The organism is Pseudomonas sp. ASL4, from assembly GCF_056680395.1.
In genome coordinates, this window is sequence record NZ_CM155280.1 from 2,256,618 (window position 1) to 2,273,986 (window position 17,369).

Genomic DNA, 17,369 nt, shown 5'->3' on the forward strand with positions numbered 1-17,369 from the left:
AAGGTTTGCCACACCGGAAGCGGGGAGAGCGCGCCTCTATTGCTTATATAAATGAAGCAGAGCCGCGTTCCGAAGCATTAGTGCGGCCCTGCTTAAGGGCCTTGCGTAGCGAATTCAGCATGTTTACCGACCGCCGTATCGAGCGGCATCAACTGCCGTATTTTCTGAAAGTGTTCAACAGCGTCACCGACAGGCCCATCGGCTTTCTAGGCAATGTGTCTGAAGACGGTTTGATGCTCATCAGCCAGTTGCCGATGATGATTGGTGCGGACTTTGACTTGCGTCTGAAAATCCCGGCCAGCGATGGCTGCATGCAGGTCATCGACGTGCGCGCGTATTGCCTGTGGTGCCACGAAGACGCGACGCCCCACCACTATGACGCCGGGTTCAGCCTGCAACGGGCACCGCCGGAATATGGGCAATTGGTGAGCGCGTTGCGCCAGTACTTCAGTTTTCAGCCGTTGCCTGCTTCGGCTTGATAGAGGTGGTGCAATTGAAATCGCCTTCGCGAGCAAGCCCGCTCCCACATTGGATCTTCAGTGCACACAAACCCTGTGTACGGCATTGATCAACTGTGGGAGCGGGCTTGCTCGCGAAGGCGTCAGTTCAGGCAATGCATCCTGAACGGGTAAACATTAAGTCGAAGTCACCGCCGCCTCGCTCTCCAGCGTCTTCTCCACCAGCAACAACCCCAACTCACTCAACTGATAAATCGCCATGGCCAGGTGCCGTGGCTTGTCGTCCAGGCTTTCGGCCAGGTCGAGCAGCAGGATGCTGACCGAAGAAAAGGTTTCGTACGTCTGGATGGCAATGGCCTGGACGTTGGCATCGGGGGCGACGGCGAACATTTTCATGGCTCGATCCTGGGGGGCGCGCAGGTGGTGGGCGTTGGGTTTGAGGTAGTGGTCGAGGGCGCGGTCGGCGGCCTCGCGGAGTTTCTTGGCATCGAGGGTGGCCGAAAACGGGTCCGTTTTCGGCGGATTGGGTGTTGCTTTGAACATAGTCATAAACCTCTGGATGGAGCTGCCACCGACTCGCGACTAAACGAAGGGGTGGCGGCTGTGCACAGGTTAGTCGACCGGGAGGTTCATGAAAACCGGCGCGCCCGAGGGCGCCCTGCGCACAGCCACCATAACGTTCAGGAAGGGGGATAGGGACATCCCGACCGTCTGGCGGAACAAGTGCAATTTTCATAAACCTCCCGAGCGACTAAACCCGGTCGCTGCCAATCAGCGACACGGATCAAGTTACGGGGCAGGCCAAAAGTGCACAAGCCGGCCGATTCTGGCGCAGCTGTAGGCAATGGCGCAAGGCTTCGTAGGCCTCAAAAAACGTGGGAAAAGTCCGTAGGACCATTCGTCCGATCTGTCAGATCTGACAGGTAGGAAAATGCCTACGCAAGCGTTAAAAATTAACGACTCTTTTCGAGAACCACAGTCTCTGGAGTTCGCATCATGGCCGAGCAACAAACCGCACCGATTGAACCGGAATACGGCTACTGGTACACGCCGTTAGCCGGCAAACACTACCCATCCCCGTTGCAGGTCACTGGCTTCTACCACCCCGGTGTTGGCGAGCGTAAAGATCTGCGCGTCTACTTCTTCGGGCCGTACGGAGAAGTCGCCTTTAAAGATTTTTCATTCACTACCCGGGAGTTTGCCTTCCAGATCCCGCTGGCGCCTGGCCCGTACGACGTCAACTGGGACGTCAAGTGGCGCGATGATTGGGACCAGATGACGCATATCCAGAAGTTCTACGTCCGAACTCCGCCCGAATAATCCGCTGCTTTCGATACATCAGGCTCGCTATCACTGTTGAAGCATTCGTTTTTATCGACTGTCGTTTTTTTAACGCCAGGCTGAAGGAGAAACATGATGAGTCAGGACTTCACCAATCCAGCACTTGAACAACTCTTCAGGCTGGCGCCCAGTGCCGATGTTCAATCGACCTCCGAGGAGGTCCAGGCGTTTATCGAACAGGGTGGTTCGGTGTTCGACCTGTTGAAACTGGGTCGAAAAGGCGTGGTAGATACGTTTGGCTTGCACAGCCTGGATGCGCAAACGCTGATGGACAAAGCGACCAGCCTTGCGGTGCATGTGGCGCGGCAGTTTCGCGAGCAGCGCCTGGTGCGCCAGGTGTCCGCCAATCCATTGCACCAGACCGGCATTACGTCGTGGGTGGACACGCCCAGCTTCGACGACCTGTTCGAACCCGATTGGGAAAACCTCAGCCCTGCCGACGGTGTCGGCTCGACGATCTCGCCGGCCTCGTATTTTGTGAAGTTGGTGATGCTGGCCCGGGCGCTGGAAACGCGTGCAGAAGGTAATTCGTCGTTACTGCCCCTCCAGGACCGACGTCCGGATATCGCCAATCTGGTCATTGATCCGGTGAGCATGTATCAAATCAAATCGACGGTGGGCCTGGTCAGCGAGGTGCTGGAAAACATCATCAAAACGTTCATCGAAGCGGCGGCCTTCCAGGACCATGTGGTTGATGATGTGTTGCTGGACACCCGTTTTCCGTTCCGCTCCATGCCGTTTGAATGGTATGCCGAGCAGTGGGGGCAAGTCCTGAAGGAGAACAAGCTGTCGCTGGGGGAAGTGGTGCGCACCATCGATCCAACCGCACCCTACTTCAAGCAGTCCTCCAATCACGGGAATCTGTCCGATATCGCCTTGCGGCAATCGTGCAACATCGGGCCACAAGGGCAGCGCCTGTTGACCGAAAATTTCATGCCCGCCAATCCGCCAGCGGAGCAGAGCAGACTCTTTTACCTGAACAACTATGGCTCTGCACGTTTGAACCTGGAGGACTCGGTGCACTTCTGTGCCCAGACCTCGATTGATACCCAGGCACTGCTGTCGCTGTTGTCGATTGAAGATTTCGCCCCCAAACGCTCGGCTAACGTGTCTGGAACGACAACGGTGTCACCGAAGGTATTCGGTTCGGTGTTCATCAACGAAGGCGCTGCTGCCGCGATGGATTTGTCAGCGCCGATCAAAAACACAACCCGAAAATTTGAGAATGCCAGCGACAACCGTTTTGAACGGATGAACCGGCTGCTGCGGCTGGGACGTTGGCTGGAGTTGCAGCCCGACGAATGTGATCGACTGATCGTCGCCGCCATCACCGCCGAGCGCCGCGCCCCGACCGACGAAAACCCTGCGCCAGCGACGCCGCTGCGGATCACTCACAACACCCTGCGCGCCATCGGTCTGTTCCAGGAGTTTCGCCAACAGTACAAATGCACAGCCGAGCAGTTCGCTGCTTTGATCGATGAAGTATCTCCCTACGGACGAGGCGAGCAACCTTCGCAGTTCGACCGGATTTTCAATGTGCATAGCGGTTTCGATACGCCATTGCGTGTAGACGGTCACATGTTCGCCATCGATCCGCAAACCGACGTCGACAAGCTGGTCGTCAACAAGATTTGCGAGAGCCTGGGTTTCAACGGCGAAGCCTGGCGGTACCTGGCACGATTTGTTGCCAAAAGCCATAACCAGGTCAATCAACTGCCCTGCAGTCTGGCGGTGCTTTCTTCTTTTTATCGCATCGCGCTGTTGGCCTCGTTTCTCAAGGTCAATGTCATCGAACTGGCAGCCATGCTTGAAGCCTTGAGTGACCGCGGTGCGGGCGAGTTATTGCAAGCGGTGTTGAGCGAGTCACGCGTATTTGTGAGCGGCGTCAATCACACCGGCGACATCTTGAGTGTCTTGCACGCGGCGCCGGCCTGCATTGAGTGGTGCCGGGACAACCTGTTGACGGTGCCTTGGCTGGTGCAACATCTGGCGCCCGTGATTGCACCACCCATGGCGACCGAATCGAATGTCGCCCTGGTACAGGAGGTTCATAAGCGGCTGCTGCCGGTACGTTTATCGGAGGAGGCGCTGCACGCCGCCGGTGTGCCGGCCAACAGCAACCCGGACTATGACGGGTGGCTGCACCTGCTCGAAGAGTTGGTCGATCGCGATGGGCTGGTGTTGAGCCTGGTCGAACTGGATAACTATGAGGGGATAGCTCGCGGGGAGATCGAGGCGGCGGTGACGCTGGCAGGCGTGCCGGACAGGGACGTCGAGTCTGCCTGTACGGCGATCCTGGCGCTGCTGCTGCAAGCCCGTGACGCACAGAATGCGGTGGTTCAGGAAAGTTTGTCGGTGTATCTGAACATGGATGCGGACTTGGTTTTGCCGTTACTCAAATGGGTCGATAAGGGCGGAAACTATCTGTTGCTCAGGGAAACCATCCGGGCCCTGAATGCGGTGACGTCGGGCTCCGACCAGATCAAGCTGGGCGATGATGTATTGACGTTGCTGGCCCTGCTGGAGCGGCGCGCGGATGTGGTTAAAAAACTGGCACTCAGTTCCGCCATGCTGGTGGCGCTGACGACCCGGCAGAACTGGCAGTGGCTGGGCCTCAAGTATGCCGACGAATTGAGCCTCGGCACGATGTATTACCTGACATTGTTCCAGCGCATGGTCACGCACACCGGGCAGCCTGCGGAAAAACTGCTGCACTACCTGGAACTGGTCAACGCCTTGCCCGAATACCTGACGCCGGAAGATCTGCGGCTGATCCGCGATTCAGCGGCGAGCGAACTGGCCGAGGTGGTGCAATGGGGCGTGAGGGAAGTGCTCGAATGTACGCTCTATCTGTCGTCCTCCAAGCCGATCGTCATGGATTTGCCGACGCTTGACACCCTCATCCGGATTCGCGGTCTGGCGGTCCGTAGCGGGATGGATGCCAAGGCCATCATTCAGCTGGGATTACTGACCCACGACACGGACAAGGGCCTGTGTCGCAGTGCCGCGGAGCAGGTGCTGCAAAGCTTGAGCGAGTCCTCGGTGGACGGCCACGATAAGGTGTTCGGTGAGCTGGGGCAGAGCGTGACGCATACCGTCAGATGCATCAACGATACCCTGATCGCCAATGTGAACGGTCAATTCGCGCAGGTCGAATTGACCCTGCGTGATTTGACCGATCAAGTGTTGCCGAACATCACCGTGAGCTGGACCTGTGATCGCGTCGGCCTGCTGGAGCAAACCTCCTTCAGCGACTACGAGGGGCGTGCCGTGGTCCGTTTCAAACCGGTAAAGGGCCCGTGGATGGGGGTGGTTCAAGTGAAGGGCACCTACGGTCTGGGCCAGGTGGTTTACGCACCAAAAATCCTGATCGATTGTGACGAAGCCTCGCTGGGTTTCAGCATTAGCGACGTTTCGCTACCAGAGGGCGAGTACCTGGCGGGCGGCGAGGGCTATTTCTCACTGTTCATACGTCTGCGTGACGTCCACGGGAACCCAGGGCGCGGGCGTGCCGTCACGTTTGCCGGTCGCAAGGGCTTGATAGTCGACCCGCTGGTGGTATTGACCGATGAAGACGGTTTCGCCCGCACGCGAATCAAAAGTACGGAACCGGTGGCGAATGCGAGCGTGGTGGCGAGCTACAGCGACAAGGATCCAAGGATTATTACCGGTATCACGTTTGTCGACAGGCCCTCGGTCAGGCTGATGGAAGTGACGTCGATGGCCGTCGTCGGGCAACCGCTGATCATTCGTTGTGAGGTGGTGGGTCTTGGCAAGCTGCCTTCAAAGGACGCCGTGGTGAAGCTGTACTCCGATGCCGCCCCGGACACAGAGATTGGATCAGTAACCACTGGCGTGGACGGGATCGCTACGTTCACGGTGTCCAGTCCGACAGCAGGACCGCAGATTTATATTGCCAGGGTCCAGGGAGGGGAACGGCGGATAAATGTTTATGTGGCCAGCGAGGTACGGATTCACGGGGAGTCCGTGGATTACGCCTATCCGGTGGCGGACTCCGGCACGCCTAGCCTGTTGTGGGTCGAGACTCGGGAAGCCGCGCATAACCAGGCCAGGCTGGTTGCCAATTGCCCGATCTGGTGGACGGTGACGGCTCAAACCGCAGGGCAAGCGGACCGGACGGTGGTCGAAGCGGTCAACTACCCGACCGATGCCTTGGGGCGTTCCACCTTCCCCTTCGAAGTCGAGACGGCAGGGGATTATCTGGTGACGGCCGATCGACGCAGTACACCGGAGGACAAGCGCACGTTTACCCTCAGGGTCGTACCGGCGATCAATTGGGCCTACACATTGACCGACACCACGACCAACCAGACCCAAACCAGCGCTCCACTGGCGTTTATCCGTGGGCACGATTACACCCTCGACATCGACTTGCCGCCAGGGGTCAATCTTACCGATGCCCGCGCGATGCTGGTCTGGAACGGTGACTACTCGGCCAAAGGTCTGGGCATGATCTTCACCCCGGCAACCGGTGCCTATGTGGTGATCGGCGACAAGAGCAAACTCAGTTGGGACATCGATTGCAAGGACCTGCGTAACGGCGCCTTCGACCTGACCTTCTTCTGTAATCGACTGGATCAGCGGCTGGTGTTGTCTGGTCGCCTGGATGCGCCACCGCCGGTGGTGCTGGCTCCTGTCAACAACGCGACTGTCGAACTTTGGCCATTGCTGAGTGGGACCGGCAGTCCATCGGCACAAATCTATGTGTTCGAAGGTCGCGCAAAAGACGCGCCTGTGCTGGGCAGTACCAGTGTCGGTGATGATGGAAAGTGGGCTTTGCGGCCGTCTAAACCTCTGTCGGCAGGGCCGCATGTGTTGTCGGTCAAGCAACGGCATGTGGACACGACTGAGGCGTGGGCGGCGGATGTGAATGTGATTGTCAGTGCCGATGCAACGCCTATGGTTGTGACGACTCCCGCCAGTAATGCAACGGTAGAGATCCAGCCATTGCTTATGGGGACGGGCAGCCCGCGGGGGCAGGTTTCGGTATTCGCGGGGAGGGAGGGCGCGCAGTTGGGGCGTACCTATGTAGGCGATGACGGGAAATGGTATTTGCGGGTTGCCGAACCTATGACGGCTGGGGCGCATGTTTTGTCGGTTAAACAACAGCGCGAAGATTCGACGCAGACTTGGGCAGCAGATATCAGCGTTACGGTAAACATTGCTTTGGTGAGCGCGCCAATAGTCCTTAGTCCCGCCCCAGGTAGCACTGTCCAGACTGAGTCTTGGGCCGAGGGGTTGGCGCTGCCTAATGCAAATGTAGAGGTCCGAATGGTGCAGCCCCGCTCCGCAGGCACCATTTACGCTCAAGGAATGGTGAATAGTGATGGTCGCTGGCGGATTCAGTTTAATTCGATCCTACCTGTAAGTTCGAATGTTTCTATAAGCGTCGGGACGTATGTTGATGGAATATACAAACTTTGGCTTAGTCCGGATCTCACGATAAACGTTGTTTATAAAAGCTGATCGGAGATGGGCTGGCTGAGCCCTCAACTTTAATTTGTCTGTGCTGCTAGTTTGGTTGTCAGGCAACGTATTGTTCGGCGCGTGACTGATTGAGTTTATGTCCCGCTGAATAGTGCCGGGCGCCCTGCCGCATAACAGGAGAGTCGCAATGGATAAGACCATTATTGGTACGCTGGAAGAACGCCGCTGCATGGCCCTGGCGGATTACTATCTAGGGCAAGTTGCACCGAAGCTGGATGAAGGTCAGCCGGACAATAAAAAGCTTAAATTGACGTCATTGGATGATTTGTATAAGTACTTGTTGCTCGATACCCAAATGGGCCAGGAAATGGAAAGTTCCCGGCTGGCCGAAGCCATTGCCTGTATGCAACTGTATATCGGCGCCATCTATGGCGGCCTGGAGCCCGGGCATACCAAAGACTTTTCCAAAGATGAACTAATCGCCTGGCATCAGCGATTCAGCAATATCAGTGACTTCGCCGGTTACCAGATGCTGCTCGATTATCCGGAAAACTGGATCAACCCGACGTTGCGCTTGAATAAATCCGATTCGTTCAAGGAACTGGAAAACAACCTGGGCCAGGCCAGCCTCAGCGATGAATCGGTGCAGATGGCACTGTTTGAGCACCTCAAGCAATTCGAAGAAGTGTGCAACCTGGATCTGGTGTCGGCGTATATCGATAGCATCGACGGTACGGAGACTGGCAAGGGCAAAAATTTCAAAGACGCCGATTACTACTTCATCGGCCGGCAACGGGTGCAACCTTTCGGCTACTTCTGGCGCAAGGCTCATGTCGAGTTGAATTCCGCTAGTACATTCCTGGATCCGGCGGCCTGGACCGAGTGGAAGCCCATTGGTATTCCCGCCTCCGCGACCGTGCTGGCGATGAGGCCGGTATTTTTTGCCGGCCGATTGATGGTGGTTCAGGTCGAGGGCGAACAAGCCCCGGACACGAAGGTAAAGGACGATGAAGGTAATGACATCGTCACTGAAGGCACCTGGTCGATTGAGGCCAAACTTTCCTACCTGGCGGTGAACGGGATCTGGTCGGCGCCTTTGAGCCTGGGCAAAAAAGAATTTGCCAAGGCCTCTGAAGACACCGCGCGGCTGGTGGTCGTGACGTATGCCGGGCTGAAGAAAGATGTCGATGATCTATTGGCCGTGTGTTTTACCACCACGGACTTGCCGCCCGCTCAGGCAGTGGCCACCGCGGATGACCAGGAACACGGTTGGATATTTGCTTCGAGGAATGCACTGTTCGAGGTTGTGCCGCCGAATATCGCCAGCCTTAAAGTGTTGGCCAACGGGCGCTTTGGCAACGGCAATGGTTTGCAGCACAAGCTATTGCTCAGTGAGTCGGCGGTGCTCAGTCAAGATCGTGTAGCACCGGCGGCAGTGGCAGCGATTGACCAGACGCGAGATGGCCTGCTGAACAAGTTTCTTTCATTGAATATCAACTTCAGTAGCCGACAAAGTTCGCTTGAGGGCGTACTTGAAACCGTCAATGTTTTACAGGTGCAAGGGGTGTGTGACCTGACGCGACCTGAGTATGACTTGAAGGAGATCGCTTTCGTCGTTAAACAAGAAGTCAATACGATCACCACTTATTTTGAAATTTCCAAGGTGGGTGCCAAAGGGATAAAACTGACCTGTTTCCACCAGTCCAATGTGGGTTTTGACTTTTCGTTATGTTTCGATGGCGCCGATGGGAAACCTGTTCCGATCGCCACTTTTAAAGCACAGGATTTCACTACGGCCGTGGAATGGGTCACGGTTAAAAAAGATGTGATGCTTTCGCCTCAACAGTTGGAAGTGCTGTGGCTGTACCGTGAGAGTGAGATCCGGGGAGGCGCGGGGTTTTCTATTCAGTTGGGCGCTCAATATCTGCCGTTAAGTAGTGGTAATAATCAACTCTCCGTCATGAAGAAAGCGGAGACCGTGGCACTGGCACTGAAAGTGATCGACGGAACGACCCTCCTTCCCGGCCAATGGAAAGAGACCGGCGAGTTGAAAGGGTGGTTTCAAACCCCGTGGATCGAATACCGCTGGACGGGAAATCCAGTCGGTAAAAAATTAAGTGTCGTGTGGGGAGAGGACGCCGACGGTCGTTATGGCCGCGACCGTTATGACATCCAGATCCAACAAATCCCCAATGCCAGCAATGTGCCGCTGCTCAGCAAGCAGGCCTCCGGCGCACAGTTTCTCGATATCCGGCCGCTGGCTATTGCCGGCGTCCCGTGGATACGCCTTAACTCGCTGTTCGGCCCGGAACTGGTGGCCAAAGCCGCCATCTCCATTGATGAGGTGCTGTCCCGTGCGACCCAGGACACCCTTGAACCGCCTCCTGTAGGGGCGACGAAAACAGCCATCGACTTCAACAGTGCCCACGGCGCCTTTTACTGGGAGCTGTTCTTTCATTTGCCGTTCCTGATTGCTCATCGGCTCTGTGAAGAACGAAACTATCAAGAGTCGCAACGCTGGTATCAGTACATCTTCAACCCATACCTGCGCGTATCGTCCGGCACACCGGTGCGCCCCAGTGATCGTTACTGGCTATGCCGTCCACTGCTGGAGAAGGGGCTCTCCGGCTGGGAGGCCAAGGGGCTGGTGGATCCGGATGCGATCGCCTTTGCCGACCGGACTCACTACCGCAAAACTATTTTTGTCAGTTATGTGCGTTGCATTATTGCCCATGCGGATTCGCTCTATCGCCGCTTGACCCGCGACAGCCTGGCAGCGGCGAAACTGCAGTATGTGCGGGCTCTGTCGCTGATGGGCAATGCCCCTGCCGCGAAGGCGATGAACCATTGGGTGCCCAAAACGGCGGATGAGATTATCGGTGCGTCCAATGAAGCCGTCGCTTCGTTGTTGACCCGTTTCAGCCAATCGCTGGAGGTGGATGTCGCCAATCTGCCGGCGCGGGTGGAAGGCACCCCGGACTTCGAGATTCTGTTGCTGGATGAATTTCGTCCACCGGTCAACGATCAACTGTTGGGCATCTGGAAATACATCGGGGAATGCCTATGGAACATGCGGCATAACCTGACCATCGACGGCAAGCCGATGATGCTGGCGTTGTATGCGCCGCCGACCAATCCACTCGATCTGCTGCGTGCGCAGGCCGGCGGTTCTTCGGGCTCCTCACGCAACGCCGGTGGCTGGCTGAACATTCCGCACTATCGCTTCCGCCCGATGCTGGCGTCGGCGCAAAACGCTGTGCAGACGCTGATCGGCTTTGGCCGGGAAGTGCGTCAATTGATGGAGTTGCGAGATCGCGGGCAACTGGAGGAATTGCAGCAAAGCCATGTCATTGCGCTCGGCGCCCATGCCAAAACCATTCAGGAAGAGACGATCAAGCAACTGGAGGCTTCGGGAGAGGCGCTCAAACTCAGTAAAAAAACCATTGAAGAGCGGGTTAAACACTATGAGGACCTCAACGGGAATTGGTTGCTGGGTTTGGAAATCGCCGGAGATGTGGCAGCACTGACCGGCAAGTTGTTGGGGGCTGCTGCGATTATTCCTCGTACAGCGGGGAGCGTGATTACCGGATCCATCAAGGAACAGGCACTTGCGGGGCCGGTAGGTCCGTTCCCTGCTGGACTCATCGGTACCGAGGGAGGGGATCGTGGAGCGCCGGTAGCAGAAGTGGGAAACGTCCTGACGATACTTGGCGCAGGCGCCTATGCGTTGGGTGAAGCTGCGCAGCGAAGTGCCTTTTACGAGCGTCGAGGCCAGGAATGGAGCTTTGCCGAAGCCCAGGCCAAAAGTGAGTTGGCGGTCATCGAAGAGCAACTTAAAGCCCAGGACCACACCCTAAAGGCCGCCAGGGCCAGCCTGGCACAGACGCAAAAAGCCAACGAGCAGGCCCAGGACATCTATTCGTTCTACAAAACCCGGGCCACCAACGTCGAACTGTACCGCTGGTTGCTAAGCCAGATGGCCACTCTGTACTTCCAGTGCTATGACGCCGTGGTAGGGATGTGCCTGAGTGCCGAGGCCAGTTGGCAGTACGAGATGGGTGACTTCGATTCACGGATCATCCGCCCCAATGTGTGGATGGATAATCGCCACGGCCTGAGTGCGGGCGAGTCCATGCAACTCGATTTGCTGCGACTGGAGCGCGACTTCCTGAACCGCAATGAACGGCGCCTGGAATTGACCAAGACCGTTTCCTTGCGCCAGTTATTCGAGAAGGGCCGGTTCGTGGGCACGAAAACCTGGGAACAGGTGTTGGTCGAATTACGCAAAGGCAAACTGGACTTCGAGTTCCCCCAGCCAATGTTCGACAGTGATTACCCTGGCCATTACTGCCGGCAAATCACCAGCGTCGAGTTGTCCCTGCCGGTGGTACTTGGCCCTTATCAGGATGTGCGCGCAACGCTGATGCAAACCGGCAGCCTCACCGTGCTCAAGGCCAATGTCGATTCGCTTGAGTACCTGTATGGAGAACGGGACCGCATGCCGCCGCTGGATATCCTGCTCAACTTGCGCAGTCACCAGCAGGTCGGGGTCAGTACCGGCATCAATGATGCCGGCCTGCACCAGTTGATGTTTGGTGATGAGCGCTACCTGCCCTTCGAAGGCACGGGTGCCGTATCGAGCTTTCAACTGCAGATTCCACGGCCCGGTTCACCCGAGCAAGCAGACCTGCTCGACAGCCTGACGGACATCATCGTGACACTGCGCTATCTGGCGAAGACGGGCGGTACGGCTTACACCGATGCAGTTCTGGATAAATTGGGTGATTGACGGGCAGAACAGCCCATTGGCGATGGATCAACAAGAGGTGCACCAATCATGAACGAAGACGAAATTCGCGGCCGTAATCTGATCACCGATGGGCGCTTTTCTGATAGCTGGAGAGAGAATTGGCCACGCTTGAATAACGACGGGTTTGTCGCGACTTATGGCGATCCTGACTACGGTCAGTACCTGGCGCTGGTGATGAAGGCCACCGTCGGCCAGACGTTTGAAACGGCAATCTTGACTGCGCGCCAGTTCGAAGGCGCAACCTACAAGATTAACTTTGTTTATGAAAACTATCTCGCGGGTGCCGGCTCCAAGGTGATCCTGAAGACCAGCAGCGGAACAGTCGATGATATCGACTTGAGTGGCAGGAAAGTTTCCGAGGATACACTGGCCACCTGGAACGAGTTTTACGACTACCCCATCGCGAAAGCGGTGGCGAACGACAGAGCTATTTCGGTGGAGTTGCTAGGACCTTCCGAACAATCCGAATCGAGAGCATTGCGCATCACTGACATCGACGTGCAGCTGCATCTTGTGCCGCTGAAGTTGGCGAGTTTGCAAGTTGATGACAGGTCATATCCGGTGCCTGCGTGAGATAAGCGCACCACGCATCCTGTGAGAGCGAGCCCGATTTACCGGGCGGTTCTCCAGTCAAAATGATTATTGGAGGTCGGCGATTGCCCGGGCGGTAGCCCGGGCAATTCAAGTTGTGTGTCCGTGTCGAGATGGGGCTGTTTAGATACCGTCCGAGACGGCCGGGTCTACGGAGACGGCAGGGTCTACGATGACGGGAATTACCAGATACGACGAGGGCAAAACAGAACATTCAACCTTGATCGAGAAAGAGTCACTAGGTCTAACCCTTGGAATGTAAAGTGCCCAAGATGCATTTCTTCCCGTGGTGATCATTTGTTCTATCTGCATGTCCGGTGTTAGACCGATACCCGAATTGGAAGGCGGAACTTCCCAAGCCAGTTTCATCTGCGCACCGTCAGTCGGGCTGCTGACAATCGCCCTGAAAAAAACCACCAGTCCTGCAACATTGTTTGGAATATGAATGGGCTCACCATCCAAGGGACTACTGGGGGCCAATACTTGAAGTTCGTCAGACGGGTTGGCCGACAGTAGCGTACTGATCGCCACATTAATCGGCGTAGTCATGCCTTGCCCGGCCAGGCTCAGTTGGAAAGTGCCGCTTTTGGAAGCCCCGGTGATATTCCAGCTATAAGTGGTTTGAGCGCTGCCGAAGGCCGGCGCACTGGTGACGTTCGCCGGATCGAGTCCGCTTTTGATGCTGCACGTCAGCGTCACCGGATGGCCGGCCAATGGGCTACCCGGTTTGGGTGTCAGCGTGAGGGTCTGAGCCGTTCCCCGGATAAATACATTGCCCCCTGCCGGGACGGGTGCGTTGGCGATCTTGATCTCCGCTTCATCGGCCAGGTTATCCGACAGCAATTTACTGATAGGCAAAGTGATCGACGTAGTCATGCCTTGCCCGGCCAGGCTCAGCTGGAAAGTGCCGCTGTTGGTAGCCCCGGTGATATTCCAGCTATAAGTGGTTTGAGCGCTGTCGAAGGCGGGCGCACTGGTTACGTTCACCGGATCCAGTCCGCTTTTAATGCTGCACGTCAGCGTCACCGGATGGCCGGCCAATGGGCTACCCGGTTTGGGTGTCAGCGTGAGGGACTGAGCCGTTCCTCGGAAAAACACATTGCCCCCTGCCGGGACGGGCGCGTTGGCGATCTTGACCTCCACTTCATCGGCCAGGTTATCCGACAATAATTTACTGATCGCCACATCGATCGGCGTGGTCATGCCTTGCCCGGCCAGGCTCAGTTGGAAAGTGCCGCTTTTGGAAGCCCCGGTGATATTCCAGCTATAAGTGGTTTGAGCGCTGCCGTAGGCCGGCGCACTGGTGACGTTCGCCGGATCGAGTCCGCTTTTGATGCTGCACGTCAGCGTCACCGGATGGCCGGCCAATGGGCTACCCGGTTTGGGTGTCAGCGTGAGGGCCTGAGCCGTTCCCCGGATAAACACATTGCCCTCTGCCGGGACGGGCGCGTTGTCGATCGTGACCTCCGCTTCATCCAGCAAGTTTTTGGACAACACTCGAGAGGGCAGTGGAAACAATTCATCGGTTTCCGTGAACTTGAACTGCAGATCGAGAAAGCCGCTTTTGTTGGTCGTCGTGATGGTCCATTTCGGTAATGCACCACCAGGGGAGGTCGGGATAAGTTGCTCTTCACCCAGCGGAGGGTTGAATGTCATGCCCAGGTCCGGGTTGAGGTCATCCGCCACCAAAGCGACTTTCATTCCCGGCAGTGAACCGCCTGGCACCGGTTCGAGTTCCAGGACATAGGTGTCTGTCCGGAAAAACGTCAGGTTCGGGTTGCTCAGATCTCCGATGGCCACGCTGTTGAGCTTGATCGACTTGAATTGATCGGCTGTGAGTTTCGAGATGATTCGGCTGTTGATGGTCAGGGCTGTGGGGGTGTTGTCGCAGATCGCCTGGAGAGTGAACGCCCCCACGGTTTTGCCGGTCACCTTCCATTCAAGTTGCAGGTTGTCCGGTACGGCGCGAGAGGTGTTGAGCGCTGGCTCGTAAACATTGCCCGGGCTGGCGCCTGTTTCTGTCAATTTCACATTGAGGCCGCGCATCCACGGCTCGAAGGTCAATCTCAGAACTGCCGTTTCATCCGGAAAAAACAGTGCGCCCATTCCCGAGATTGGCCGGTCTCGCACCTCGATCTTTGAGACTTCATCCGCGAGGCTCTCCGAGATCACCCGAGCATGGATGTCCCAATTTTTTTTGAGTCTTGAACAAGCCAGTTCGAGTGTGAAAAAGCCACTTTTAGCCGCCGTCGGTGTGGAATTGATGAGCCAATCGGTTTCCGTTTCGTTCGAAGGCACCGGTTTGCCGATATTCAAATCAGGAACGGTAATGCCCAATGCCGCCAAATCGCTGGATGACTTCAGTGTGAGAATTGAGTTTGCGAAAATCCAATTCGGATTCACCAGCTTCAACGTGTTGGATTTACCGCGGGTACAGATGGGGCCAATGTCGACAACTTCGGGAACCGCTTTGCCATTTATTTGCAGTGTGGCCATATTGTTCCAAGGCGTCACATCCAGTGCGGTCACCGGGATTTCAACTCGGGCGTAACCTGTTTCGTAATACAGACTGGGCACTTCCAGAATGATCGGATATGAGCGTCCTTCGACCGGTTTGAAAACCAAAGGTGTGACTGCACCGTTACTATCGGGTATGGCCGGACCCAGTTGCTGGTTTCCCAGTACCCACTTCGCCGGAAAAGGCACGGGCTGGTCAGTGTAATAGCTGACTTCCCGAGCCTTCAGCGTTGCTTCCTCGTCATACTCGACCACCACAAACTGCTCATTACCTGTGATATCGAGAAACTTGAGGCGGTGATGCCCCGACGAGCCCGAGATCTTGTAGGCAGGGGAAGTGAACTCGGTCTGGACCCACATCTGGAAAGGCTGCACCGCCGCATCAGACGCCGCCCGGGGACAATTGACCGTCCAGGTAACACCGGCTTCACCAAAAGGTTGATAAGTGTTGGCCGCAGGAATGCTGGTAAATGGCAACGCAGGCAGGTTTGGATCCCGATCCAGTTTCACGCCCTGATTGATCCACGGGCTGTCGGCTTCGGCTTTGATAGCGAAGGTGTGCTCAGCGCCATAGCAAAAGTACAACGAGCCGGTAGCAGTTGCCTTGGGGTTCTGATTCTGTGCCATGAGCGGTCTCCCGTTGACCGATGAAATAACTCTACTATCGGGAGCTATTCAGAAACGGGCTACTGTCAGAACTTACAGGTCGATTAGGCTCTTTTGCTATATCTGGCCATCGAGTTGGATATCAGGCGATATGGAAGCGCTAGAACACCCCATCTTTCTTCCAGCTCAAATACCGCGTCACCAGATTCGTTCCTAACTCCTCGGGGCGAGCATCCAGCACCGCCACTCCATGGGCGCCCAGTCGTTCATGCAATTCGTTGCGTGCGTTCAAGTAGTCTACGGTCCCGCAATAATTCAATGCCTCGGTCAAGGTTTGCACCGGTTCCTGCCGCAGGTTGTCGAGTATTTGTTCGCGCAAACTGGCAACCAGCACCCGATGTTTGCGGCTCATGAGTTTGACTGCGCTGAGCAGTTCTTCATCGTCCTCATCTCGCAGGTTGGTTATCCATACAACCAGGCTGCGGGATTTCTGCCGGGTCAGTAATTGGTTGGCAGCAGCCTGGTAATCGGCGCTGCGCTGGCTGCTATTCAGGTCGTAAACGGTGTTAAGCAAGACGTTGAGTTGCCCGGCGCCTTTTACCGGCGCGAGGTAACGCGCTTGCTCGCTGGCAAACGTGCACAACCCCACCGCATCACCCTGACGCAACGCTACATAACTGAGCAACAGGCAGGCATTGAGCGCATGGTCGAAATGGCTGAGTTCGCCATCCTGACTGCGCATCCGTCGTCCGCAGTCGAGCATGAAAATAATCTGCTGGTCGCGTTCGTCCTGATATTCCCGGGCAATCGGCGTGCGCTGGCGGGCGGTGGCTTTCCAGTCGATCTGCCGCAGGCTGTCGCCTTCGCGAAATTCGCGCAGTTGGTGAAACTCCAGCCCCAGGCCGCGACGCTGGCGCTGGCGTACGCCGAGCTGGCTGAGCCAGTTGTCCACCGCCAGCAGTTGGCCGCCATAGAGGCGGGCGAAATCCGGGTAGACGCGGGTGGTGTCGGCAACCTTCAGCAGGCGTTTGTCGGACCACAAGCCCATTGGACTCGGCAGGTTGATTTCGCAGTGTTCGAAGGCGAAGTGGCCGCGCCGCAGAGGGCGCAGGCGATAGCTGATCAGGCTGCGTTGACCGGGTTGCAGTTCGAGGGATTGAGGCAGGTGTTCGAAGCTCAAGCCATCGGGGGCATAGTCGAAGACCTGCACGTTCAGTGGTTGGGCAAAATCATGCTCGACCTCCAGTTGCACGTCCCCCCAGCGACCCAATGCCAGGCTGCCGGGCATCTGCCGTTTGAGGCGCGGCGAGGGCAGGCGTTTAAGGCGGATGGCGTCGAGAACGGCCAGTGTAAAAAGCGCCAGCAGCAGCGCCCAACTGATCGATTGCAGGTTTTGCGGCATCGCTATTTCGAGCGCCCGCAATGCACCGAGCACGATGCCCAGGCCCAGCAGCACCGAGAGCCAGATCAGCAGCAGGCGCGAGGGTTTCATAGCCGCGCACATCCTGTGGCGAGGGAGCTTGCTTCCGCTCGGCTGCGCAGCAGTCGTAAATCCGCAGAACGCATTCGACCTGATATTTTGGGGCCGCTTCGCAGCC

At 56.7% G+C, this 17,369-nt stretch carries 8 protein-coding genes; 5 read left to right on the forward strand and 3 right to left on the reverse strand.

Features of this window, described 5'->3' with window-relative positions; genetic code table 11:
- Positions 1 to 119 precede the first annotated feature (119 nt).
- Entirely contained in the window at positions 120 to 479 is a 360-nt protein-coding gene (locus AC1MEW_RS10195) for a PilZ domain-containing protein (protein WP_201206220.1), read from the forward strand.
- A 156-nt stretch (positions 480 to 635) separates the two neighbouring features.
- Here the strand turns inward: AC1MEW_RS10195 and AC1MEW_RS10200 are convergent, their stop codons facing one another.
- Complete coding sequence (locus AC1MEW_RS10200; RefSeq protein WP_201256012.1) at positions 636 to 1,001, reverse strand: DUF6124 family protein; 366 nt, start codon at positions 999 to 1,001, stop codon at positions 636 to 638.
- A 453-nt stretch (positions 1,002 to 1,454) separates the two neighbouring features.
- On the opposite strand from AC1MEW_RS10200, the gene AC1MEW_RS10205 reads away from it, so the two are divergent.
- The 4 genes from AC1MEW_RS10205 (at position 1,455) to AC1MEW_RS10220 (ending at position 12,630) form a co-directional block, all read left to right on the forward strand.
- Positions 1,455 to 1,778 (forward strand): hypothetical protein, encoded by a 324-nt coding sequence (locus tag AC1MEW_RS10205; RefSeq protein WP_201256011.1) that lies wholly within the window; start codon positions 1,455 to 1,457, stop codon positions 1,776 to 1,778.
- Between the two features lie 96 nt (positions 1,779 to 1,874).
- Positions 1,875 to 7,286 carry a Tc toxin subunit A gene (locus tag AC1MEW_RS10210; protein WP_480426188.1) on the forward strand — a complete coding sequence of 1,804 codons (5,412 nt, stop codon included), beginning with the start codon at positions 1,875 to 1,877 and terminating at the stop codon, positions 7,284 to 7,286.
- Positions 7,287 to 7,434: 148 nt separating this feature from the next.
- Positions 7,435 to 12,036, forward strand: coding sequence for a Tc toxin subunit A-related protein (locus tag AC1MEW_RS10215; protein WP_480426189.1), 4,602 nt, complete (start codon positions 7,435 to 7,437; stop codon positions 12,034 to 12,036).
- Between the two features lie 48 nt (positions 12,037 to 12,084).
- Complete coding sequence (locus AC1MEW_RS10220; protein WP_480426190.1) at positions 12,085 to 12,630, forward strand: hypothetical protein; 546 nt, start codon at positions 12,085 to 12,087, stop codon at positions 12,628 to 12,630.
- Between the two features lie 141 nt (positions 12,631 to 12,771).
- Here the strand turns inward: AC1MEW_RS10220 and AC1MEW_RS10225 are convergent, their stop codons facing one another.
- Both AC1MEW_RS10225 and AC1MEW_RS10230 read right to left on the reverse strand, forming a co-directional pair.
- A complete protein-coding gene (locus AC1MEW_RS10225) occupies positions 12,772 to 15,792 on the reverse strand; it encodes a hypothetical protein (protein ID WP_480426191.1) in 3,021 nt (1,006 codons plus the stop codon).
- A gap of 139 nt (positions 15,793 to 15,931) precedes the next feature.
- Positions 15,932 to 17,263, reverse strand: coding sequence for a DUF58 domain-containing protein (locus AC1MEW_RS10230; RefSeq protein ID WP_480426192.1), 1,332 nt, complete (start codon positions 17,261 to 17,263; stop codon positions 15,932 to 15,934).
- Positions 17,264 to 17,369 lie beyond the last annotated feature (106 nt).

What these genes read in the sequence shown, in the direction of transcription:
- AC1MEW_RS10220 (WP_480426190.1), top strand. Translation starts at nt 12,085, where the DNA reads ATGAACGAAGACGAAATTCGCGGCCGTAATCTGATCACCGATGGGCGC.
- AC1MEW_RS10225 (WP_480426191.1), bottom strand. Translation starts at nt 15,792, where the DNA reads ATGGCACAGAATCAGAACCCCAAGGCAACTGCTACCGGCTCGTTGTAC.
- AC1MEW_RS10210 (WP_480426188.1), top strand. Translation starts at nt 1,875, where the DNA reads ATGAGTCAGGACTTCACCAATCCAGCACTTGAACAACTCTTCAGGCTG.
- AC1MEW_RS10200 (WP_201256012.1), bottom strand. Translation starts at nt 1,001, where the DNA reads ATGTTCAAAGCAACACCCAATCCGCCGAAAACGGACCCGTTTTCGGCC.
- AC1MEW_RS10230 (WP_480426192.1), bottom strand. Translation starts at nt 17,263, where the DNA reads ATGAAACCCTCGCGCCTGCTGCTGATCTGGCTCTCGGTGCTGCTGGGC.
- AC1MEW_RS10205 (WP_201256011.1), top strand. Translation starts at nt 1,455, where the DNA reads ATGGCCGAGCAACAAACCGCACCGATTGAACCGGAATACGGCTACTGG.
- AC1MEW_RS10215 (WP_480426189.1), top strand. Translation starts at nt 7,435, where the DNA reads ATGGATAAGACCATTATTGGTACGCTGGAAGAACGCCGCTGCATGGCC.
- AC1MEW_RS10195 (WP_201206220.1), top strand. Translation starts at nt 120, where the DNA reads ATGTTTACCGACCGCCGTATCGAGCGGCATCAACTGCCGTATTTTCTG.